23 protein-coding genes are annotated in these 22,208 nt (G+C 71.1%); 9 read left to right on the top strand and 14 right to left on the bottom strand.

Annotated elements, in window-relative coordinates; translation table 11 throughout:
- Window positions 1-4: 4 nt before the first annotated feature.
- Window positions 5-670: a TetR/AcrR family transcriptional regulator gene (locus tag NP777_RS09195; RefSeq protein WP_256649595.1), complete on the bottom strand. Its 666-nt coding sequence runs from the start codon at window positions 668-670 to the stop codon at window positions 5-7.
- 256 nt (window positions 671-926) lie between these two features.
- Here NP777_RS09195 and NP777_RS09190 point away from each other — a divergent pair, with 256 nt between their 5' ends.
- The 9 genes from NP777_RS09190 (at window position 927) to NP777_RS09150 (ending at window position 12,530) form a co-directional block, all read left to right on the top strand.
- A complete protein-coding gene (locus NP777_RS09190) occupies window positions 927-2,534 on the top strand; it encodes an acyl-CoA synthetase (RefSeq protein WP_256649594.1) in 1,608 nt (535 codons plus the stop codon).
- A 76-nt stretch (window positions 2,535-2,610) separates the two neighbouring features.
- Entirely contained in the window at window positions 2,611-4,095 is a 1,485-nt protein-coding gene (locus NP777_RS09185; protein ID WP_391858473.1) for an MFS transporter, read from the top strand.
- A 752-nt stretch (window positions 4,096-4,847) separates the two neighbouring features.
- A complete protein-coding gene (locus tag NP777_RS09180) occupies window positions 4,848-5,996 on the top strand; it encodes an LLM class flavin-dependent oxidoreductase (RefSeq protein WP_256649849.1) in 1,149 nt (382 codons plus the stop codon).
- Window positions 5,996-6,502: a GNAT family N-acetyltransferase gene (locus tag NP777_RS09175; RefSeq protein WP_256649593.1), complete on the top strand. Its 507-nt coding sequence runs from the start codon at window positions 5,996-5,998 to the stop codon at window positions 6,500-6,502. The genes NP777_RS09180 and NP777_RS09175 overlap by 1 nt, the downstream gene beginning before the upstream one ends.
- A gap of 176 nt (window positions 6,503-6,678) precedes the next feature.
- Window positions 6,679-7,587 carry an amino acid ABC transporter permease gene (locus NP777_RS09170; RefSeq protein ID WP_256649592.1) on the top strand — a complete coding sequence of 303 codons (909 nt, stop codon included), beginning with the start codon at window positions 6,679-6,681 and terminating at the stop codon, window positions 7,585-7,587.
- Window positions 7,584-8,372: an amino acid ABC transporter ATP-binding protein gene (locus NP777_RS09165; protein WP_305889557.1), complete on the top strand. Its 789-nt coding sequence runs from the start codon at window positions 7,584-7,586 to the stop codon at window positions 8,370-8,372. Before NP777_RS09170 ends, NP777_RS09165 begins: the two co-directional genes overlap by 4 nt.
- On the top strand, window positions 8,369-9,622 hold the full coding sequence (locus tag NP777_RS09160) for a dipeptidase (RefSeq protein ID WP_256649591.1): 1,254 nt from the start codon (window positions 8,369-8,371) through the stop codon (window positions 9,620-9,622). Before NP777_RS09165 ends, NP777_RS09160 begins: the two co-directional genes overlap by 4 nt.
- Before the next feature lie 53 nt (window positions 9,623-9,675).
- On the top strand, window positions 9,676-10,620 hold the full coding sequence (locus NP777_RS09155; RefSeq protein WP_256649590.1) for a transporter substrate-binding domain-containing protein: 945 nt from the start codon (window positions 9,676-9,678) through the stop codon (window positions 10,618-10,620).
- Between the two features lie 8 nt (window positions 10,621-10,628).
- Entirely contained in the window at window positions 10,629-12,530 is a 1,902-nt protein-coding gene (locus tag NP777_RS09150; protein WP_256649589.1) for a CocE/NonD family hydrolase, read from the top strand.
- 21 nt (window positions 12,531-12,551) lie between these two features.
- Here NP777_RS09150 and NP777_RS09145 read toward each other — a convergent pair whose 3' ends face one another.
- From NP777_RS09145 to glpK, 13 genes are all read right to left on the bottom strand, one after another.
- The gene (locus NP777_RS09145) at window positions 12,552-13,643 is read right to left on the bottom strand and encodes a DUF5937 family protein (protein WP_256649588.1); all 1,092 of its coding nucleotides are present in this window, start codon (window positions 13,641-13,643) and stop codon (window positions 12,552-12,554) included.
- 120 nt (window positions 13,644-13,763) lie between these two features.
- The gene (locus NP777_RS09140) at window positions 13,764-14,069 is read right to left on the bottom strand and encodes a gas vesicle protein K (RefSeq protein ID WP_256649587.1); all 306 of its coding nucleotides are present in this window, start codon (window positions 14,067-14,069) and stop codon (window positions 13,764-13,766) included.
- Window positions 14,066-14,284, bottom strand: coding sequence for a gas vesicle protein (locus NP777_RS09135; protein WP_256649586.1), 219 nt, complete (start codon window positions 14,282-14,284; stop codon window positions 14,066-14,068). The genes NP777_RS09140 and NP777_RS09135 overlap by 4 nt, the downstream gene beginning before the upstream one ends.
- Complete coding sequence (locus tag NP777_RS09130) at window positions 14,281-15,090, bottom strand: GvpL/GvpF family gas vesicle protein (protein WP_256649585.1); 810 nt, start codon at window positions 15,088-15,090, stop codon at window positions 14,281-14,283. The genes NP777_RS09135 and NP777_RS09130 overlap by 4 nt, the downstream gene beginning before the upstream one ends.
- Window positions 15,087-15,479: a gas vesicle protein gene (locus NP777_RS09125; RefSeq protein ID WP_256649584.1), complete on the bottom strand. Its 393-nt coding sequence runs from the start codon at window positions 15,477-15,479 to the stop codon at window positions 15,087-15,089. The genes NP777_RS09130 and NP777_RS09125 overlap by 4 nt, the downstream gene beginning before the upstream one ends.
- On the bottom strand, window positions 15,476-15,946 hold the full coding sequence (gene gvpO / locus NP777_RS48060) for a gas vesicle protein GvpO (RefSeq protein WP_256649583.1): 471 nt from the start codon (window positions 15,944-15,946) through the stop codon (window positions 15,476-15,478). Before gvpO ends, NP777_RS09125 begins: the two co-directional genes overlap by 4 nt.
- Window positions 15,947-15,949: 3 nt before the next feature.
- Window positions 15,950-16,201: a gas vesicle protein GvpG gene (locus tag NP777_RS09115; protein ID WP_037952520.1), complete on the bottom strand. Its 252-nt coding sequence runs from the start codon at window positions 16,199-16,201 to the stop codon at window positions 15,950-15,952.
- A 2-nt stretch (window positions 16,202-16,203) separates the two neighbouring features.
- A complete protein-coding gene (locus NP777_RS09110) occupies window positions 16,204-17,007 on the bottom strand; it encodes a GvpL/GvpF family gas vesicle protein (RefSeq protein WP_256649582.1) in 804 nt (267 codons plus the stop codon).
- Window positions 17,007-17,447, bottom strand: a complete 441-nt coding sequence (gene gvpJ, locus NP777_RS09105; protein WP_256649581.1) for a gas vesicle protein GvpJ — start codon at window positions 17,445-17,447, stop codon at window positions 17,007-17,009. The genes NP777_RS09110 and gvpJ overlap by 1 nt, the downstream gene beginning before the upstream one ends.
- Window positions 17,448-17,477: 30 nt before the next feature.
- The gene (locus NP777_RS09100; protein WP_256649580.1) at window positions 17,478-18,527 is read right to left on the bottom strand and encodes an SRPBCC family protein; all 1,050 of its coding nucleotides are present in this window, start codon (window positions 18,525-18,527) and stop codon (window positions 17,478-17,480) included.
- Between the two features lie 5 nt (window positions 18,528-18,532).
- On the bottom strand, window positions 18,533-19,033 hold the full coding sequence (locus tag NP777_RS09095; protein WP_256649579.1) for a hypothetical protein: 501 nt from the start codon (window positions 19,031-19,033) through the stop codon (window positions 18,533-18,535).
- Between the two features lie 140 nt (window positions 19,034-19,173).
- Window positions 19,174-20,319 (bottom strand): glutathione-independent formaldehyde dehydrogenase, encoded by a 1,146-nt coding sequence (locus NP777_RS09090; RefSeq protein ID WP_256649847.1) that lies wholly within the window; start codon window positions 20,317-20,319, stop codon window positions 19,174-19,176.
- Window positions 20,320-20,481: 162 nt separating this feature from the next.
- On the bottom strand, window positions 20,482-21,999 hold the full coding sequence (gene glpK / locus NP777_RS09085; protein WP_256649578.1) for a glycerol kinase GlpK: 1,518 nt from the start codon (window positions 21,997-21,999) through the stop codon (window positions 20,482-20,484).
- Window positions 22,000-22,208 lie beyond the last annotated feature (209 nt).

The following is a 22,208-nucleotide window of genomic DNA, read 5'->3' as shown; positions in this document are numbered from 1 at the left end:
CGGGTCATTCCGCCGCCAGGGCCTCGACGGCGGCCACCGTACGGTCCACCACCACGTCGTACAGCCTGCTGTGCGCCCGCGGCAGCCGCGCCAGCAGCGGGCCCACCGCCTCCCGCTCGCCCTGGGGATAGTGGGCCAGCGCCTCGCTCAGGGCGTCCAGCTTGCGGGCGGAGACCGGGCCGCGGTGGGTCTCGTAGACCGCGTGGCCGATGACGGTGGAGCCGATGAGGGCCACGGCCAGCGCGAGATCGTCCTCGGTCAGCTTCAGGGGGCGGAGCATCCGGGTGAGGGCCACCAGGGAGGAGATCCGGGCGGGCTGCTGGGTCGCGGCCATATAGGGGAGCAGCTGGCGGTAGGGCAGCAGATAGTCGCGGCTGTTGTGCATCCAGGCGCGCAGCCGCTCCTGCCAGGTCTCCCCCGGCGGGTCCTTGTGCTGGGCCTCGGTCAGGACGCGGTCGGCAACGGCCTGGAGGAGATCGTCGCGGTCGGGGAAGTAGCGGTAGAGCGCCATGGGGGCGGAGCCGACCGCCTCGGCGACCCTCTTGACCGTCAGCGCGGTCTCCGGCTCGCGGACCGCGAGCTCCGCGGCGCTGCTGACGATCTGCTCGCGCGACAGACGGGGCGGGCGCCCACGTCCTCTGCGGACGGTCCCCTCCGCGGTCCCGGCCATCCGGTGTCCTTTCGCTCGCCCCCGTCGTACCAGGCTCCAAGGCTACGCAAGGTCACTCGGGCGCCGCTCGTGGCCGTCCGACGCCGTGGGCCTCGTCGCCGTCCGACGGCTTGGGCCTCGTCGCCGTTCGCCCCCATGAACCGCCTGGCCGTCCGACGGCTTGGGCCTCGTCGCCGTCCGATGCCTTGAACGCCGCCCCGCGCCGTGCCAGCGTGACGCCCTGTCCGGCCCGTCCGAGCCCCCGGGAGACCCGACGATGACCGCATCCGACCTGCCCGTGGACATCGTGCGCGCCCGCCGCCACGGCATCGCCGATCTGCTGGCGCGCACCGCGGCCCGGCTGCCCGCCAGGACGGCGGTCGTCGAAGGACCGCTGCGCCAGACCTACGCCGAGCTGGACGCCCTGGTGAGCCGGACGGCCGGGGCCCTGGCGGCGCGGGGCATCGCCCAGGGCGATCGTGTGGTGCTCTTCGCCCGCAACTCCCACGGCTTCGTGGTGGCGTACTTCGCGCTGGCCCGGCTGGGCGCGGTGTCGGTGCCGGTCAACTTCATGCTCACCACGTCCGAAGTGGCATATGTCCTGGACCATTCGGGAGCGGTCGGGATCGTCGCGGGCGCGGATCTGCTCGATGTGGCCGAGGGCGCGCTGGCCGAGGCGGCACCGCCCCGGATGGCGCTGCGCGCGGCCCTGGGGGGCCGGCGCGAGGGGTGGGAGGAGTTCGCCGCGCTGGGCGCGGAGGACGGGCATCCGGTACCCGATCCCGCCCTGGAGGACGACGATCCGGTGCAGCTGATGTACACCTCGGGGACCGAGTCGCGGCCCAAGGGCGCGATCATGACGAGCCGCAATCTGATCGCGCAGTATCAGACGGCGATCGTGGACGGTGGGATGTCGGCCGACGATGTCGAGATCCATGCGCTGCCGCTCTACCACTGCGCCCAGCTGCACGCCTTCCTCACCCCGGACATCCAGCTGGGCGCCACCTGTCTGGTGCTGCCGGGTCCGGACCCGGCGACGCTGCTGGCCACGATCGAGGCGGAGCGGGTGACCAAGCTGTTCGCCCCGCCCACGGTCTGGATCGCGCTGCTGCGCCATCCGGAGTTCGACAGCCGCGATCTGTCCTCGCTGCGGAAGGGGTACTACGGGGCGGCGCCGATGCCGGTCGCGGTGCTGGCCGAGCTGCGTCGGCGGCTGCCGGGGCTCGCGCTGTACAACTTCTACGGCCAGACCGAGATGTCCCCGATCGCGACCGTGCTGGGCCCGGCCGATCAGGAGCGCAAGGCCGGTTCGGCGGGGCGGGCCGCGCTGAACGTCGAGACGCGGGTGGTGGACGAGGAGGACCGGCCGGTGGAGCCGGGCACGGTCGGCGAGATCGCGCACCGGGGCCCGCACACCATGCTCGGCTACTGGCGGGACCCGGAGCGCACCGCGGAGGCGTTCCGGGGCGGCTGGTTCCACAGCGGCGATCTGGGGGTGCTGGACGAGGAGGGGTTTCTGACGATCGTCGATCGCAAGAAGGACATGGTCAACAGCGGTGGGGAGAACGTCTCGGGGCGCGAGGTGGAGGAGGCCGTCCACGCCCATCCGGCGGTCGCGGAGGTCGCGGTGTTCGGGGTGCCGCATCCGTACTGGATCGAGGCGGTGACCGCGGTGGTGGTGGCCAAACCGGGCCATGAGGTGACGGCGGAGGAGATCCTCACGCACTGCCGGGCGCGGCTGGCGGGGTTCAAGGTGCCCAAGTTCGTCCGGTTCACCGAGGCGCTGCCGAAGAATCCCAGCGGCAAGATCCTCAAGCGTGAACTGCGGGAGATCTACCGCGACATGGCCGAGGAGCCGCCCGGCGACCAGGGCGCCCATATTTGACGTACCCGTTACACAAAATTGTGCGACACTGCTGCGGCATTGATGTGAATCGGCCATGCCCCGACGAAGGACCACCGTGACTTCCTCACCTCCGACCCCCGATGCCCCCGAAGCGGCGATGACCGCCCACCCGCCGCGCTCCGGCCCGGTGGTCGCCGTCCTGGCGTTCGGCGGGATCGTCGTCTCCCTGATGCAGACCCTGGTGGTGCCGCTGGTCCCGGACCTTCCGGAGCTGTTGCACACCTCGGCCTCGGACGCCTCCTGGGCGATCACCGCCACTCTGCTCGCCGGTGCCGTGGCCACCCCGGTGCTCGGCCGGCTCGGCGACATGTACGGCAAGCGGCGGACGCTGCTGCTCAGCCTGGCGATGCTGGTGGTCGGATCGGTGGTGTGCGCACTCTCCGACACCCTCGCGCCGATGATCGTCGGCCGTGCGCTCCAGGGCTTCTCCGCGGGCGTGATCCCGCTGGGCATCAGCATCATGCGCGATGAACTGCCCGCCGAACGGCTCGGCTCGGCGATGGCCCTGATGAGTTCCTCGCTGGGCGTCGGCGGCGCCCTGGGCCTGCCCGGCGCCGCGGCGCTGGCCGAACACGCCGACTGGCACGTGCTGTTCTGGGTCTCGGCGAGCCTGGGCGCGGTGGTGATCGCGCTGGTGCTGTTGGTCGTACCGGAGTCCCCGGTGCGCGGCGGCGGGCGGTTCGACCTGGTGGGCGCCGTCGGTCTGTCGGCCGGGCTGCTCTGTCTGCTGCTGGCCATCTCCAAGGGCGCCGACTGGGGCTGGGCCAGCGGTGTCACCACCGGGCTGTTCGCGGCCACGGTGGTCGTGCTGCTGCTGTGGAGCCGGTGGGAGCTGCGGGTGAGCGGGCCGCTGGTGGATCTGCGCACCACCGTGCGCCGTCAGGTGCTGCTGACCAATCTGGCCTCCATCGTCATCGGCTTCGCGATGTTCGGGATGTCGCTGGTGCTGCCGCAGCTGCTGCAGATGCCCGAGGCCACGGGGTACGGGCTGGGCCAGTCGATGATGACCGCCGGTCTGTGCCTGGGCCCGTCCGGTCTGGTGATGATGGCGATCTCCCCGCTGTCCGCGCGGATCACGGCCACCTCGGGCCCCAAGACGTCGCTGATGCTCGGCGCCGGGGTGATCGCCGTCGGCTACGGCATGGGCATCTTCCTGATGGACGCCGTGTGGCAGATCGTGGTCATCTCGATGGTGATCGGCGCCGGGATCGGCCTCGCGTACTCCGCCATGCCCGCGCTGATCATGTCGGCGGTGCCGGTGTCCGAGACGGGCGCGGCCAATGGCCTCAACACCCTGATGCGGTCCATCGGCACCTCGACCGCCAGTGCCGTGGTCGGCGTCGTCCTCGCCCATATGACCACCGCGTTCGGGCCCGTCGAACTCCCGTCCCTGAGCGGCTTCCGCACCGCGTTCGCGATCGGCGGCGGCGCCGCGCTGGTGGCGCTCGCGGTCGCCTCACTGCTGCCGGGCCACCGCCCGGACCGGCTCACGACCACCTCGGAGCGGCCCGGCGCGCCGGAGCCGGTGGCGGGCCGCTGAGTAAGAGGGCTTACGGGGCGTCCGACGATCCACGCGGCGGAGCCGCAGGTCGGTACTTTCCCCTCCCCGCCCCTTCCCGATACCAAGGACTCCGCCCCTGGACCCCCGAGGGTCCGGGGCGGAGCCCCGCCGTCCAGCCCCTCCATCGATTGAGAAGCCCGGTCCGAGGCGAAGCCCCCCGTCCAGCCCCTCCGCCATTCGAGAAACCCGATCCGAGGCGAAGCCCCCCGTCCAGCCCCTCCGGCGATTGAGGAGCGGGGTCTGGGGCGGAGCCCCAGTTGAGGGAAGGGGCGGGGAGGGGAACAGCCCGCCGCAGGCGCCAAGCCCCGCCACCCCCGCCCGTCCACACCGCGGCGGCGGGGGATACGGGCGGCTTTGTCGTGACAGGGCGCATACAGGCCATCATGTGGACAGCGGTTGACGGAACGGGCCACCGAGGTGCTGAATGATGCGAGTGAGGACTGAGCTGCCCCTGGTCACCCGCGACCACATCGACTTCGGTCGGGTGTGGTCCGCCTCCTGTTCCGGCTGACCCGGCAGCGGGCCGCCCGACCGGCCGCCCTCCTCTGATCCCGGGCCCCGCGCCCCTCGCTTCCCGCGCCTGACGCGCCAGCACAGCACCCCCGGTAGGCCAATGCCGCTTCCCGGGCCCGTGGCGGGTGGCGCTTCCCGGGCCCGTGACCGTGGCGCTTCCCGCCTTTCTCACCTTCCTCACCTTCCTCGGCTTCTCCGCCTTCCGAAAGGGTCACCCCATGCCCGTGGAGTTCCTCGGCATCGCCGCCACCAACGACGGCTCCGAGACCGGGCCACGCTCCGGCGCGGCCTTCGACAAGGAGTACACCCTGCGGCTCGCCCGGGCCCATGAGGACCACGGCTGGGACCGGGTGCTGTTCGCCTACGGCTCCGGCTCGCCCGATCCCGCGCCCGCCGCCGCGTACATCGCCGCCAGGCTGGACCGGCTCCGGATCCTGCTGGCCCACCGGCCCAACGTCTCCTATCCGACGTACGCCGCGAAGACGTTCGCCACGCTCGACCAGATCAGCGATGGCCGGCTGACGGTGCACTTCATCACCGGCGGCAACGACCACGAGCAGCAACGTGAGGGCGACACCCTCACCAAGGACGAGCGCTACGCCCGCACCCGCGAGTACATACGGATCGTCAAGAAGATCTGGACCACCCATGAGCCCTTCGACCACGAGGGCGAGCACTACCGCTTCCACGACTTCGTCAGCGATGTCTTCCCGGTCCAGCAGCCTCGCCCCGGCGTCTCCTTCGGCGGCTCCTCCCCCGCGGCGTACGCGGCTGGTGGCGCCGAGGCCGACATCTACTGCCTGTGGGGCGAGCCGCTGGAGCGGACCGCCGAGCAGATCGCGGCGGTGAAGGCGGCCGCCGCCGCGGCCGGGCGGAGCGATGTGCCGAGGATCCAGGTGGCGTTCCGGCCGATCATCGCCCCGACCGAGGAACTGGCCTGGGAGAAGGCGCACCGCACGGTGGACGCCATCCGCGTCCGTAAGGAGCGGGGCGAGGCGACGACCGTGCGCCACCACCGCAGGGGCACCCCGGAAGCTGCGTCTCCTCAAAACGCCGGTTCACAGCGGCTGATCTCCATCGCCGAGGCGGGCGAGCGCTACGACCGGGCACTGTGGACCCCGACCGCCGCCGCCACCGGTGGCGCGGGCAATTCCAACGCCCTGGTGGGCACCCCGGAGACGGTGGCCCAGGCGCTGCTGGACTACTACGACCTGGGCGTGGACATCCTCTCCGCGCGCGGCTACGACCTGCTGGGCGACGCGATCGACTTCGGCCGCCATGTCATCCCGATCGTCCGCGAAGAGGTCGCCAAGCGGGATGCCGAGCGCGCGGCCCGGGGCCCGCAGACCCTCGCGGCGGTGCGCTGATGACCTCCGTGGCGGAGCCCCCGCCCTCGTCCCCGCCCCCACCGCAGCTGACGGTGGTCCGGGTGACCGTGGACGACCCGCGGGTCGAGCCGCTGCTGCGCGAGCTGGCGCATGAGTACTCCACCCGCTACGGCAGGGCGGCCGACGGTGAGCTGAACCGCTATCCGGCCGAGGAGTTCGCCGCGCCGCACGGGGAACTGCTTCTGCTGCTGGAGGGCGGTGAGCCGGTCGCCGGGGGCGCGTACCGGCGGTACGACGAGCGGACGGCGGAGCTCAAGCGGATCTGGACGCATTCGGGCCATCGGCGGCGTGGGCTGGCCCGCCGGGTGGTGGCGGAGCTGGAGCGGTCGGCCGCCGAGCGCGGCTACCGCCGGATCCACCTCACCACCGGGCCCCGCCAGCCGGAGGCGCGCGGGTTGTATCTGGCCACCGGCTACACCCCGCTGTTCGATATCTCGGCCGACCCGGAGACCATCGGTCCGCTTCCGTTCGAAAAGGGGCTGTAGGCCCGGCGGAGCGCCCTCCGCCAACGCGTGTCCGTCCGTCCGCCCGGCCGCTCCGGGCGGACGGAAGCATTCCCCGTTTACGGTTGACCGTTCTGTGTCAACTGTTGCCGGGCGCCCGTGGACGCGGTTTTAGGATGCGGTAATTCTGCCGCGACCCGACCGTCCGAAGGCATGCCATGACCAAAGTCCTGAACGTCGATGCACTACCCGAGCCGTCCGTGCTCAAACGCGCGAAGCGGCGGCGTCCCGGACTTCTGGTGGCCAATGCGATCGTGCTGGTACTGGCCGCGATGGCGGTGACCACGATATTCACCAACCCTCGGTTCGAGTGGGAAACCGTCGGCAAATACTTCTTTGAGATCCGGGTGTTGAAGGGCATCGGGGTCAGCATTGGAATGACCGCGGCGACCATGGCGCTCTCCATAGTGTTCGGAACCCTGGTCGCGTTGCTGCGCATGGGCGATTCCCGCCTCATGTCCACGGTCGCGGCCGCCTTCATCTGGGTTTTCCGCAGCATTCCGATGCTGGTGCAGCTGCTTTTCTGGTACAACCTCGCGGCCCTTTTTCCGACGCTGTCCCTCGGTATTCCCTGGGGGCCGCGTTTCGTCACCTTCGATTCGAACAGCGTCATCGGCCCGCTGACCGCCGCGATCATCGGCCTGACCCTCCACGAGACCGCCTACATCGCGGAGTTGATCCGGTCCGGGCTGCTGGCCGTGAACGATGGTCAGCGTCAGGCGGCGTCCGCGCTCGGTTTGACGCCGACTCAGATCTTCTTCCGCGTCACCCTCCCCCAGGCGCTGCGGGTGATCGTCCCCCCGATGGGAAATGAGCTGATATCTCTCCTCAAGGCCACCTCCCTGGTCAGCGTGATCACCCTGGCCGACCTGCTCTACTCGGTCCAGCTGATTTACGCCAAGAACTTCCAGACCGTTCCACTGTTGATCGTGGCCGCCATTTGGTACATGATCATCACTGGCGCCATTACTCTTCTTCAGCAGCGCCTGGAGCGACGTCTGGGACGACACACCCTGATTTCGGCCAACAGGGCCGGGAAAGTGAAGAGGATCGAGCACTCGGTATGACCGCGGCATCGAAAATGGAATCGCAGGCCATCGTCTCCCTGCGCGGGATCCGCAAGTCGTTCCGCGGCACCGAGGTACTGCACGGCATCTCGCTGGATATCCACCGAGGTGAGACGGTCTGCCTGATCGGTCCCTCCGGATCCGGAAAGAGCACCCTGCTCCGCTGTGTCAATCACCTCGAAGTGCCCGACCAGGGCGTGGTGGTGGTCGACGGCAGCGTGATCGGCTATCAGCTGCGCGGGCGCACCCTGCATGAGCTGGGTGCCCGGGAACTGGCCGCCCAGCGCTCGGCGATGGGCATGGTGTTCCAGAGCTTCAATCTGTTCCCGCACCTCACCGCCCGCGAGAACATCGTGGAGGCCCCGCGCCGGGTGCTCGGGCTCTCCAAGGCCGCGGCCGACGCGCGGGCCGTGGAGCTGATGACCCGGGTGGGTCTCGCCCACAAGCTGGACAGCTATCCGGACAAGCTCTCCGGCGGCCAGCAGCAGCGGGTGGCCATCGCCCGCGCCCTGGCGATGCGGCCCAAGGTGATGCTGTTCGACGAGCCGACCTCCGCCCTGGACCCCGAGATGGTGCAGGAGGTGCTCAGCGTCATCAAGGACCTGGCCCGTGACGGCATGACGCTGGTCGTCGTCACCCATGAGATGCGCTTCGCCGCCGATGTGGCCGACCGGATCGTCTTCATGGACGACGGCCGGATCGTCGAGGAGGGCACCCCGGACGCGCTGCTGCGCGCTCCAGCACACGACCGCACCCGCACGTTCCTGTCGAAGGTCAGCTCATGAGCACCGAACTCCCCCTGCCCGCCAAGACCGCCCGGCGCCTGGAGCTGTGGGACTCCTACCGCTCGTACCAGTACCTGGAGGCTGGGGAGGACTACCGCGCCTTCGAGCTGGCGCCCGCGCTCGGACGGCTCCCCGCGGCCGCGCTGACCTGGAGCGAGGACGTCGAGTCCCGCGCGCGGGACTTCGAGGAGCGCCATCTGGTGATCTCCGCCCATGACCACCTCTCGCTGCGCCCCGCGGACCCCGGCGACTTCGCCGCGTACCGCCGCCAGGGCCGGGAGTCGATCCCCTACGAGGGCATCGCCCACTCGGGGGTGGACCTGTTCTTCGACGGCGGCCCGGCCGCCGTCAGCATGATCCGCTCCCATGCCCCCTGGGACTGGGACGACGCGGTCAGCGATCTGGCCATGCGCCAGGCGGACCTCGCCCATCAGCGGCTGGTGGCGCCCGTCCGCACCCTCGAGGACGCCGACCGGGCGCGGGCCGGCCACCAGGTGGGGGTGGTGCTGACCCTGGAGTCCGCCTCCCCCATCGGCAATGACATCGACCGGCTCGATCTGCTCTACGGCCTGGGCGTACGGCTGCTCGGCGTGGTCTACAGCGAGAGCAACCAACTGGGTTCGGGGCTCGCCGACGCCGGGGACACCGGTCTGACGCTGCTCGGCCGCCGGGCGCTGCGCCGGATGAACGACCTCGGGATCATCGTCGATGTCTCGCACAGCGGGGACGCGACGGCCCTGGACGCGGTGCGCCGCTCCACCGCCCCCGTGGTGATCACCCATGCCGGGTCCCGGGCGCTGTGGCCGACCCCGCGGATGAAGCCCGACGACGTGATCCGGGCCTGCGCCGGGTCGGGCGGGTTCATCGGCGTCGAGGCGGCGCCGCACACGACCATCACCGCCCGGCACCCCCGGCACGATCTGGACTCGGTGATGGAGCACATCGAGCGCTGTATCGATCTGGTCGGCATCGACCACGTGGCCTTCGGCCCGGACACCAACTTCGGCGACCACACGGCCTGGCACCGGACGTTCGCCCCGCTCTTCGGCAAGGACGACGCGCACGACGGCAAGGCCCCCGAACTGCCGCCGCACGAGGAGGTCGAGTACGTACGGGGCTGTGAGAACCCCGCGGAGGCCGTCGGCAACATGATCCGGTGGCTGTTCGACCGCGGCTACTCCGAAGCGGACGTGGCCAAGCTGGCCGGGGGCAACGTACGGCGCGTCGCCGAGACCGTCTGGGGCCGCTGAGCGGCCCCGCACTTCCTCATCCGCCACCCCCCACCTCCCGGAATGGAGCACCCATGCGCAACCGTCCCCATGTCGCCGCATGCGCCCTGCTGGCCTGTCTGACCCTCGGCCTGTCGGCCTGTTCGGTGGACGACACCCCCGAGGGCGGCAAGGACAACAAGAGCCGGCCGGCGGTCACGCTCGCCCCCGAGCCCAAGGACAGCGCGCTGGCCGCCGAGGTGCCCCAGGCCTTCACCAAGAAGACGCTGATCATGGGCGTCAGCGAGTACGCGCCGTATGTCACCTTCGAGTCCGACGGGAAGATCACCGGGCTGGTCCCCGAACTGGCCGCGCAGCTCTCCTCGTTGCTGGACATCAAGATCAAGGTGGAGCGGACCAACTTCGACGCCGTCATCCCGGGGCTGAAGTCCGGCCGGATCGACCTCAGCGCGCCCTCCGGTGACTTCACCGAGCGCCAGCAGGAGGTGGACTTCGCCGACTTCGCGCAGAGCAGTGTGACGATGATGGTGCTCAAGGACGGCTCCTTCCGCCCCAAGAACGGCCTCGAGGTCTGCGGCCACAAGGTCGGCGTCGAGAAGGGCGCCGGAACGCAGAACGTGCTCGCGGCGCAGAACAAGCGGTGTGCCGCGAAGGGCAAGCCGTCGGTGGACGCGAAGCTCTACACCGATCTGCCCGCCGCCTCGCTGGCGCTGCAGAGCAAGCGCGTGGACGCGGTGGCCGCGCCCAGCGCCTCCAACACCTCGGTGAGCCAGAACTCCCACGACCGCTTCGAGACGCTCGAGCTCGAGGACATGCTGGACCTGCCCGCCGCGACGGCCATCTACGGCATCCAGGCCAAGAAGGACGCCGGGCTCGCGCCCGTGATCGTCAAGGGGCTGCGGAAGCTGTACGAATCGGGCACCTACGCCAAGCTCTTCGGCCAGTGGGGGCTGCCGCTGTCCACCGTCACCCGGGACCAGATCGCCCTCAACGGCTCCAAGCAATCCCAGACCCAGTGAGATCTTCCATGGCACGAACCAGTCAGACCGAAACGACCGGCGGCAGAGGGCGGGCGGCCCGCGAGGAGCCCGCCCGCCTGCTGGACGAGCGGGTGTGGCGACGCACCCTGCGCGTTCCGATGCGGGACGGGATCGTCCTGGCCGCCGATCTCTTCACCGACCAGGAACGGCCGGGGCCCCGCCCGGTCATCCTGGAGCGGACCCCGTACGGCCGCCGGGAGATGCGCGACTCCGACCGCAGCCACCACGACGAGCCGGTGCCCACGCCCGAGGAGACCTCGGCGTTCTTCGTCCGTGCCGGGTACCACGTGGTGCGGCAGGACTGCCGGGGCCGCGGGGACTCCGAGGGCACCTTCGTGAAGTACCTCGGCGAGGGCCCGGACGGCGCGGACACCATCGAGTGGATCGCCGCCCAGCCCTGGTGCGACGGCCGGGTGGCCATGATGGGCGTGTCCTACTCGGCCCACGCCCAGACGGCCGCCGCGGCCGAGTCCCCCACCGGGCTGTCCGCGATGTTCATGGACTCCGGCGGCTTCGCCAGCGCCTACGAGGCCGGGATGCGGATGGGCGGCGCCTTCGAGCTCAAGCAGATCACCTGGGCCTTCCGGCACGGTGAGGAGAGCCCGGAGGCGGAGCGGGACCCGCTGGTGCGCAAGGCGTTCGCGGGGACGGATCTGCGCGACTGGTTCACCGTGCTGCCGTGGCGTACCGGTGTCTCACCGCTGCGCCAGGTGGACAGCTACGAGCGCTATCTGCTCGACCAGTGGCGGCATGACGCCTTCGGGGCGTACTGGCGCCAGCCGGCCATCTACGGGCGCGGCCACTACGACCGCTTCCCGGATGTGCCGACCCTGCACATGTCGAGCTGGTACGACCCGTATGTCCGCTCCACCATCGAGAACTTCACCGCCATGGGCCGGCTCAAGCGGTCCCCGGCGTATCTGGTGATGGGGCCGTGGAAACACGGGCTGCGCTGTGTCACCTTCTCCGGCGATGTGGACTTCGGGCCCGCCGCGACCCTCAGCGGCAATGTGGACACCTCGTATCTGTCCTTCCGGCAGCGGTGGTTCGACGCGGTGCTGGGGGGCGGCGACCCGGAGTCGATCCCGCGGGTGCGGTACTTCCTGATGGGCGGCGGCGACGGCCGGCGGGACGAGGCCGGGCGGATGCGGCACGGCGGCCGGTGGCACACCGACACCCAGTGGCCCCCGGCCGGGACCCGGGAGACCCCGTTCTACTGCCACACCTCGGGCGAGCTGAGCGGGGAGCGGCCGACGGCGACACGGGCCTGGGTGGAGTACGACTTCGACCCGAACGACCCGGTGCCCACGCTCGGCGGCCAGGTCACCTCGGGCGAGCCGGTGATGGTCGGCGGTGCCTTCGACCAGGTGCCGGACGAGCGGTTCTACGGCGCCCAACCGCCGTATCTGCCGCTGAACTCCCGGCCCGATGTGATCTCACTGGCCACCCCGCCGCTGGCGGAGCCGCTGGTGGTGGCCGGGCCGGTCACCGCGCGGCTGTTCATCTCCTCGTCCGCGCCGGACACCGACTTCACGGTGAAGCTGGTCGATGTGCATCCGCCGAACGAGGACTATCCGCACGGCTTCGCGATGAACCTCACCGAGGGCATCTTCCGCTGCCGCTTCCACGAGTCCTTCGAGCGCCCGGAGCCGCTGGAGCCGGGCGAGATCTACGAGATCGAGATCCCGGCACCGGACACGGCCAACCGCTTCGAGGCCGGGCACCGGCTGCGGGTGGACATCTCCTCGAGCGACTTCCCCCGGTTCGACGTCAACTCCAACACGGGGGTGCCGGAGGCGGTGAGCCGCCGCAAGGTGGTGGCGACCAACCGTGTCCACATGGACGCGGACCACCCCTCGGCGGTGCTGCTGTGGACCCAGCCGGGCTGACCGGCGGTCGGCGCACGGCCGTCACCGCATGATGGTCGCCAACACGTCCTGCCCCAGCCGGAGCAGGGTGCTGGTGGCCAGCCGGTGATAGACGTACTTGCCCTCGCGCTCGGACTCGATGAGCCCGGCGTCCCTGAGCTGGCGCAGGGTGCGGGAGACCTGGGTATCGGCGAGCCCGAGCCGCTGGGCCAGCTCGGTGGTGGTGATGGGCTCGCCCAGCAGATGGCGGCACAGCTCCATCCGGCCCAGGGACGCCAGCGCGGACATCCGGGCCCGCAGCTCGGCCTGGGTCAGCTGATCGGCCGTGCCGCCCTCCTGGGCGGCGAACTGGAGCACCACGGGGTGGCACTCCTCGTCCTTGACGGTCAGATGCGGCCAGACATGGACGGAGGGGAGCAGGAAGAGCGGGCGCGGGCCGATCTCGATCTCGGCGACGGCCAGCTTGTCGTAGCGCACCCGCGAGCCGCCCCGGGAGACCACCGCGGTGGGGCTGAGCCCGGCCAGCACCTCGGCCAGACCGCGCCGCCGGATGTCGGCACGGACCCGGGCGGCGGCCGACTCCAGCCGGTCGCGGACCGTGCGCCACTCGGAGGCGAAGAACGCCTCGGCGCAGGAGTCCAGGAAGCACAGGAGCCGGTCGCGCAGCCCCTCGGGCGAGGCCACCAGATCATGGGCCAGCTCGCCGCGCCGGAAGGACCGCCGCTCGCACTGGGCCACATAGCGCTCGGCGGCCTCGGGGTCGGTGAGCAGGCTGCCGGCCGGGGGCACGGCCTCACGGAAGCCGAGCACCCCCTGGGAGCACAGACCCACGAACTCCTCGAGCGGCAGCCTCTCCAGATGGCGCAGCTCGTCCTCGAAGGGCTGGTCCAGCGGGAGCTCCAGCGGGAACAGCAGCCGGCAGCGGAGCCGGGCCCACAGCGGGGACAGGGCACTCATCTCATGGGTGAGGGAGGGGGCGAGCACCGTCCCCAGCCGCCGCGTCCAGCGCTGGGCCTCGGGGTGGTGGTCGGGCTCGGCCATGATGTGCAGCGCCGACATGAGCTCGGCCAGCGGTGACCGGCCGACGTGCACGTCGGCCGGCTGGGCGCGCTGGAGGTTGAGCGTGATCCCCACACCCGCACATTACTCGGCGGGCGCCGCACCCGGCCCGGGTGTCTCGCCAATCGGCGCCGGACTGCCTGGTCAGGGGCAGGTCAGGGGCTACGTCGCGGAGTGGCCGGGGCTGGGAGCCGGTCAGCGGTCGCGGGGCAGCAGGGGGCCCAGCGGGCCCAGGTCCAGGTTGAGGTCGTCCTCGGTCAGCCCGAAGTGCTCCCGCAGCTCGGCCATGTTCCGCTCCAGGGCCATCAGCGTCAGCCCGAGTTCCTCGATCTGCTCATCGCTGACACCGCCCTGCTCGACGCGGCGCAGCGCCTGCCGCTCCATGAGCTGCCGCAGCAGCTCGACGATGGTGAGCACCAGACCGGCCAGGCTCCTGCGGACCGACTCCTCGTCCACCTCGATCCGCCGTCCCGGCCGCCGGGGGGCGCGGTCATCCGTCATGGCGGCCCCCCTTCACGGCGATCATGGAGATCTCCCTCCCCTGCCTCCTCGTTCTCCACCCGTACGGAGGCGATCAGGGCACGCAGCGAGATCCGCACCAGGTCGATGTCGGCGATGCTCAGGGTGATCTCCCCCGCGATCACCACGCCGCCGGCGAGCACCCGGTCGAGCAGGTCGACCAGGGCCACCTCGCGCCGCTCGATCGCCCGGGTCACGACGGTGTCTCCTCCGGCTGGGCGTCCCCCGCCCGCTTCGGCGGGGCGGTGAAGGAGTACGGCGGCCAGGGGCCGCTGACCTCCAGGGTGATGGCGGGGTAGCGCTCCCCCAGGTCGGTCACCAGGGCGGTGAACTCCGCACCCAGGGCGTCGGGCACCAGATAGGAGTTGTTCAGCACCATCCACCCCTCGTACGCGGCCAGCGCGGTGTCCTGCGGTGGATGGGCGGCCGTGGCCACCGCCAGCGCGGCGAGCGCGGCGTGGATCTCCTCCGCCCGCTCGGTCGCGCGCAGATGCGCGGTCTCCTGGTCCTGCCGCTGGGCCCGCCGCCGCATCAGATAGGCGGTTCCGGGGCTCTCCTCGCCGCCGGCGGGCTCGTCCGGGTCGGGCAGGAAGGACCTGGGGTCCACATACGCCTTGACGCCCCATTCGGTGCGGCCCGCCACTCGCCGCAGCGTGGCCGTGAAGTCGTCCCGGCGCTCCTCGAGCATCGCGCGGACCCGGTCGTCGTCGTGGTAGAGCGTGGCGAAGCGCAGCGGGATGACCTGGCCGTGGCCGGCCGCGCCGTTGATCACCCGGTGGTGGGCGCGGGCAGTGCGCTCCAGCCACTCCAGGTCCTCCAGGTGGTCGCGCAGCGCGTCCTCACCGAAGTCCGCCAGCGGTACGGAGCCCACGACGGCGGCCAGCCCCGCGCTCTCCACCAGGCGCACCGGTTCGTCGGCCACACCGGTGAGCCCCCGTGGCGGGGCACCGTCCTCCGGGGCGGCCGTCACCGCGTACAGCCAGGTGGCGAGGGAACCGTTCACCGTTCGTCCTCCCGCTCCGCGCCTTGGGTCCCGGGGTCGTCCCCCCGGCGGGCGCCGCGGCCGTCCTCCAGCTCGCCGACGCGCCGCCGCAGCCGCTCGTTCTCCTCCAGGACGTCCCGGGCGCCGGAGGAGAGCGAGGGGTCGTGCTCCCACCAGTCGATGCCCATCTCCTTGGCCCGGTCCACGGAGGCGACCAGCAGCCGGATCTTGATCGTCAGCAGTTCGATGTCCAGCAGGTTGATCTGGATGTCGCCCGCGATGACGATGCCCTTGTCGAGCACCCGCTCCAGGATGTCGGCCAGGCTGGACGGCTCGGCACCCCGGCGGGCGGGTTCGCGGGTGGCGCCGGTGCGCCGGACCGGCGGGTTCCAGTCGGAGTTCTGGTTCATGTCCGGTTCTCCGCCCTGCCCCGGTAGTAGCGCTCGGTGCGGTGGTAGGAGACGAGCTCGCCGCGGTCGTCCAGTTCGACCCGGTACTCGGCGAGGATGTCGGTGGAGTCCGGGATCCGGTGGGTCTCGACCACCTCGATGCCGATGGTCCAGCCGTCCTCGGTGCGCTCCAGCGAGGTGACGCCCTCCGGGGTCCGCCCGGTCAGCCCCCGCACCTGGCGGGCCGCGCTGCGCGCGGCGTCGCGGGCCACGAGGGCGGGACGCCGGGGGCGGGGCCGGGGGCGCTCCCGCTCGGGCTCGTCCGCGCGCCGGTCGGGCTCGTGCTCGCGCCGGTCCGGCTCGTCCGTGCGCCGGTCCGGCTCGTGCTCGCGCCGGTCCCGTTCCTCGCGGGGCCGCTGCTCACCGGGGTGGGCGGCGCGTGGCCGCTCCTCGCGGTGGTGTTCCTCGCGGGGCCGTTCGCGGGGCACGGCTCATACCTCCAGGCCCCCGTCGGGCGGCCCCTGGGACATCAGCCTGCGGACCAGTTCGTCCTCCTCCCGGGCCGCCTCCTCCTCGGTGAGCTCCCCGCTCTCCCGGGCCTCCGCGACCTCCTCCAGCCGCTGCTTGATCACCTCGGGGTCGTACAGCTGCCGATGGGCCTCGTCATGGATCCGCTCGGCGATCCAGACGACGCCCCGCACCGGGGCCAGCGGCAGTGTGGCCAGGCCGGTGAACAGTCCCATGGCTACTCGTCGCCTTCCTTCCCTTCGAGCGTCGGGTCCCCTTCGAGCGTCGCTTCGGCCACGAAGTCGTACGGCGCCAGCGGGCCGAGCAGCCGCATCCGGACCCGGCCGTGCCAGTGCGCGGCGAGCTCCTCGGCCGCCTCCTCGAACGCCTGCCGTTTCGCGTCGTCCACCAGGAACGAGGCGTTGACCAGCCCGTCGGAGGACGCCGGCTCCTCCGACACCGAGCCCAGCGCGTACGGCGCCAGCCGCCGGTCGAGCTCCAGCGCGTCCACGCTCCGCTTCGCGGCGATGCTGTCCATGACGAGCTGGCCGAGCTCGATCCGCTGCTCGTAGCCCGCGTCCTCGGGCAGCCCCCGCAGCTCGTCGCGGAGCCGTCTGGCCTCCGGCTGTTCGGTCACCACCTCGCGCAGCACCGCGTCCTGGTCATAGCGGGCCCGCACGGTGAGCTGCGTACGGCCGCGGAGCCGGTCGAGGCCGCGGGCGAAGTCGTCGTGCCCCTCGGCCAGCAGCTCGTCCGTCACCGCCGCGGTGTCGCGCAGCACGGTGCCGAAGCGGAACGGCAGCACCGGTGGCCCCTGCGCGGCCAGGTGGTCGAGCACCCTGGCGTGGGTGCGCAGATCCTCGGGGGTGCCCAGCGGCTTGTCCACGGGCACCTCGCTGACCACCGCGGCCTGGCCGCCCTGGCGGACCAGGGTCACCGGGGCCTCCGGGTCCCCGACGGCGGGCAGGTCCTTGACCGACTCATCGGGCCGGTCGTCCGTGACGACCCCGTAGACATAGCAGGCACGTCCGTCCTCGGCCATCACCGTTCGCGCTCCCTGTGGCTGGGGGAACCCCTGGTGCGCCGGGGCCGCTCCCGCTCCCCGGCCTCGGGTTCCCGGTCCTCGTCGTCGTCCCGCAGCAGATCCGAGACCGATTCCTTGACGCCCTCCAGGGCGCCCTTGGTCTTCTTCTTGCCGCCGCTCTCCTGGATCTCGTCCATGAGGCCGGGCAGACCATGGGTTTCGGTGCCGCTGCGGGCGAGGTCGAGTCGGTTGGTCGCCTCCGCGAACCGCAGATACGTGTCCACGCTGGCGACGACGATACGGGCGTCGATGGTCAGGATCTCGATGCCCACCAGGGACACCCGCACATACACATCGATGACCAGGCCCTTGTCCAGGATGAGGTCGACGACGTCGACCAGGGCGCTGGAACTCGCCCGGTCCAGATACTGGCTCTGCTGCTGCCGTGCTACGGTCACCGCGCTCACCCGTTCCGGGGGCAGGGTCCGTCAGCGGCGCACGCGGCGCCGTGCGGGCTCCTCGTCCTCGTACTCCTCCTCGTAGTCGTCCCGGGGCTCCTCGTCCTCGTACTCCTCGGGCTCCTCGGGCTCTTCGGGCTCTTCGTCCTCGTACTCGTCCCCCGGTTCCTCGCGCTCCTCGCCCTGCTCGGGCTCCTCCTCCTCGCGCTCCCGCCCCTCGCGCTCGTCGTCCTCCACGATCTCGCCGTCGCGCACCACCCCGCGCCAGCCCACGACCTCGTCGGGTTCGAGCAGCACCTCGCGCATGAGATGGCGGCGGAAGTGCTTCATCTCCAGGCGCACCCGGCGGCCCTGGGCGCGCCAGAGGTTGCCGGTCCGCTCCATGAAGCCCTGCGGGTAGTACTCCAGGACGAACAGGATCCGGGTGAGGTCGGGGGCCAGCTCATGGAAGGTGATCGTGCCGTCCACATGGCCCTTGTCGGCCCGGGACGTCCAGATGATGCGCTTGTCCGGCACCTGCTCGACGACCTCGGCCCGCCACTTGCGGTGCGACCAGAAGACCTGGGCCTTCCACTCGGATTCCGTCCCGCCGCCATCCTCGTCCCCGTTCCCCTCCTCGTTCCGGACGTCCTCGACCTTCTTCATGTACGAGGGGAAGTTCTCCCACTCCGTCCAGAGGTTGTAGGTGAGGGAGAGGGGCGCGCCGACGTCCATCTGCTCCACGATGTTGGTGACCTTGAGCTTCTTGCCGCCCTTGCCGCCGCCATCGCCGTCACCGCCGCCGAGGCCCGGGATGATGCTCTTGGCCGTGTCGACAACCTTCTCCTTGACCTGGTCCTTGACCTTCCCCTTGACCTGGTCCTTCATCTGCTCCTTGGCCGTGTCGACGACCTTGTCCCTCATCTGCTCCAGACTGCCCTTCAGCGCGCCCGGCCCGGGGTTGCCCAGGTGGGTGACCGATTGCAGGGCCCGTTCGCCCAGCGCCAGCAGCAGGCCCTGCGCCTCCTTCAGCAGACGGTCGGTGGGCAGTTCCCGGGCGAGCGTGCGCCCGTCGGTCCGCCCCTTGGTTTCCTCAGCCATGGCCCTCACCTCTGGCTTCGCCGCGCGGACCCTTCGGAGCCGGTCCGCTTCCTGGCCTGCGCCGGACGGTCGGCCGGTTTGCGCTGTCTGCCGGATCGCTCACGCGACCCGCCCTCGCGGGACCGTGCGGCGCTCCCGCCCTCGGCGCGCTCCTCGTGCTCCTCCGGCTCCTCGTCGTGCTCCCCGGCCTCCGGTTCCCGGTCCCCCGCGCCGCCGGTGCGCAGGGTCGCGGCGCGCCGCTCCAGCCGGTCGCTCAGGGCGTCCATGCGGTTACTGGCCGCGGACATGGCCGCCTCGCGGCCCGCGGAGACCAGCCGGCTGCCGATGTCCTGGCCGAGCCTGCCGAGCTCGGAGGACTTCAGCTGCTGGGCGCCCGGTGGGTTGATTCCGGAGGCGAGGCGCTTGCCCGCGGCGAGGCCGGCGAGGCCGAGGACCAAGGTCCCCCTGTGGCCGCGCCCGAAGAGATAGCCACTGGCGAAGGCCAGTGCCACCCGGCAGTTCTTCATGATCGCTCCTCCTCCCGGAGCTGAACGAGCCAGCCGTTCGGGTGCACATAACCAAGTATGGTACATATCACCCCATTCAGTGACCTTTTAGGTCATGTGCGGCCGCGGGGGATCACAGGGGTCACGGCGCCGAGGAACCGTCAGGCGGCGAGCGCCGGATGCAGCACCACTTTGGTGTAGCCCTCGATCCGCTTGTCGAACTTCTCGTACGCCTGCGGGGCCTGGTCCAGCGGCAGTTCGTGCGAGACCACGAAGCTGGGCCGGGCGCGCCCGGCGATGATCAGGTCGCGCAACTGGCGGTTGTAGCGCTTGACGTTGCACTGGCCGGTGCCCATGCGCTGGCCCTTCTCGAACATCCGGCCGATGGAGACCAGCAGCTGACCGCGTTTGGCGTGCTCATCGGGGCTGCCGGGGTCGGAGGGGACGTACAGCCCCGGCACGCCGAGCCGCCCGGTCGGCCGCACGGTATCGACCAGCGAGTTGAGCACCGACGCGGGCTCCTCATGACTGGCGTCGTGCGCCTGGGCCTGGTAGCCCACCGCGTCGATGCCCTTGTCGGTGCCCTCGCCGCCGGTGCGGTCCAGGATCTGCGGCACCGGGTCGCCCTTGCTGAAGTCGATGGGGACGGCGCCGATCTCCCCGGCCTTCTCCAGCCGCTCGGGGACCCGGTCCACCACGAACACCTTGGCGGCGCCGCGCAGCAGCGCGGAGTAGGCGGCCATCAGCCCCACCGGGCCCGCGCCGTAGACGGCCACGCTCTCGCCCGGGGAGACCTCGGCCAGCTCACAGCCGTGGTAGCCGGTCGGGAAGATGTCGGCGAGCAGGATGAAGTCGGTCTCGAGCTCCTCGCCCTGGGGCAGCTTCAGGCAGTTGAAGTCGGCGAACGGCACCCGCAGCCGATCGGCCTGGCCGCCCTTGTACGGGCCCATCGCCACATAGCCGTAGGCGCCGCCCGCGAAGCCGGGGTTGACGGTGAGACAGAAGCCGGTGTCGCCCGCGAGGCAGTTCTTGCAGAAGCCGCAGGCCACGTTGAACGGCATGACCACGCGGTCGCCCTTGGTCAGCGAGACGACGCCGGAACCGGTCTCCTCGACCACGCCGAGGTTCTCGTGTCCGAAGACGATGCCGGGCTCGGCCGCCGTCCGGCCCTCGTACATATGCAGATCGGAACCGCAGATCGCGCTGGAGGTGACGCGTACGACCACATCGTTCGGATGCTCGATCCGAGGGTCGTCGACGTCCCTCACCGCCACCGAGTAGGGCTTCTCATAGACGACGGCTTTCACCTGGCTCACCTCCGCGTCGATCGCTGACAGGCGGCGGTGGTGGCGGACACGGCACGGTCCCAGGGTGTCTCGGCCACCACCGGGTACTTCCAGCGAACCCCCGTGGAACGCCCGGCGCAACCGGGTCCGGCGCGGGCCGCTTCGTCCCGGGCCCCGCCGGGCCTACTCGACCGTGACCCAGTCCAGGGTGCGCTGGACGGCCTTCTTCCAGCCCGTGTACCCCTCCTTCCTGGTCCGCTCGTCCCACTGGGGCTCCCACCGCCTGGACTCGCTCCAGTGGGAGCGCAGCTCATCGGTGTCCCGCCAGAACCCCGTGGCCAGCCCCGCCGCGTAGGCGGCGCCCAGCGCGGTGGTCTCGGCGATGGCCGGGCGGCTGACCGGGACGCCCAGCACATCGGCCTGGATCTGCATGCACAGATCGTTGTCGGTGACCCCGCCGTCCACCCGCAGGACGTCCATGTGGATGTCGGCGTCCCGCTCCATGGCCTCGACCACGTCCCGGGTCTGGTAGCAGATGGCCTCCAGGGTGGCGCGGGCGATGTGGCCGTTGGTGTTGTAACGGGTCAGGCCGACGATCGCGCCCCGGGCGTCGGAGCGCCAGTACGGGGCGAAGAGCCCGGAGAAGGCGGGCACGAAGTACACCCCGCCGTTGTCCTCGACGGTGCGGGCGAGCCGCTCGCTGCCCGCGGCGTCGTCGATCATCTTCATCTGGTCGCGCAGCCACTGGACGGCCGAGCCGGTGACGGCGATCGAGCCCTCCAGCGCGTAGACCGGAGGGCCGTCGCCGAACTGGTACGCCACGGTGGTGAGCAGCCCGCTGGCCGAGCGGATCAGCTCCGCTCCGGTGTTGAGCAGCAGGAAGTTGCCGGTGCCATAGGTGTTCTTGGCCTCGCCGGGGGCGAAGCAGACCTGGCCGACCGTGGCCGCCTGCTGGTCGCCGAGGACGCCGGTGATGGGGGTGGCGGTGCGCAGCGGGCGGGAGGTGCGGGCCTGGCCGTACGCCTCGGGGTGGGAGGAGCAGTTGATCGTCGGCAGCATCGCCCGCGGAATGTCGAAGATCGCCAGCAGTTCGTCGTCCCAGTCCAGTGTCTCCAGGTCCATCAGCATGGTGCGGCTGGCGTTGGTGACATCGGTGGCGTGGATGCCTGCGCCGGGGCCGCCGGTGAGGTTCCACAGCACCCAGGCGTCGGTGTTGCCGAAGAGCGCGTGGCCGGCCTCCGCGGCCTCGCGGACGCCCTCGACGTTGTCCAGGATCCACTTGATCTTGCCGCCGGAGAAGTAGGTGGCGGGCGGCAGCCCCGCCTTGCGGCGGATCACCTCGCCCTGGCCGTCCCGTTCCAGCGCGGCCGCGATGCTGTCGGTGCGGGTGTCCTGCCAGACGATGGCGTTGTAGTACGGGCGGCCGTTGCGCGGATCCCAGATCACCGTGGTCTCGCGCTGATTGGTGATGCCGATCGCGGCCAGGTCGGCGGGGGAGAGCCCGCCCGCGCGGAGGGCGTTCTGCATCACCGAGTTGGTGCGTTCGTAGATCTCCACCGGGTCGTGCTCGACCCACCCCGCGCGCGGCAGGATCTGGCGGTGCTCCAGCTGGTACCGCGCCACCTCGTCACCGTCGTGGTTGAAGATCATGAAACGGGTGCTGGTGGTTCCCTGGTCCACCGCACCGATGAATTCCGGCATGCTGCCGCCTCTCGTGGGTGGGGTTAGGGCCCTTCTGACGGATCTCCGTGGAGGAAGGAGCGGCGTCAGGGGGCACCTCCCAGCGGTAGCTGGGGGAGCGTGCTCTCGGCGTGCCGCGCGGAGACCCTCGTAGCGGAGCTACTTGGGTTTTCGTGCGGTGCGGCGAGAGGGCGTGCCGGACGCCGCGACGCCGCGGAGATCCGTCAGAA

Source organism: Streptomyces rugosispiralis, from assembly GCF_024505145.1.
GTDB classification, from domain to species: domain Bacteria; phylum Actinomycetota; class Actinomycetes; order Streptomycetales; family Streptomycetaceae; genus Streptomyces; species Streptomyces rugosispiralis.
The sequence above is the reverse complement of the archived record's forward strand: the minus strand, read 5'-3'. Positions and strand labels throughout refer to the sequence as shown.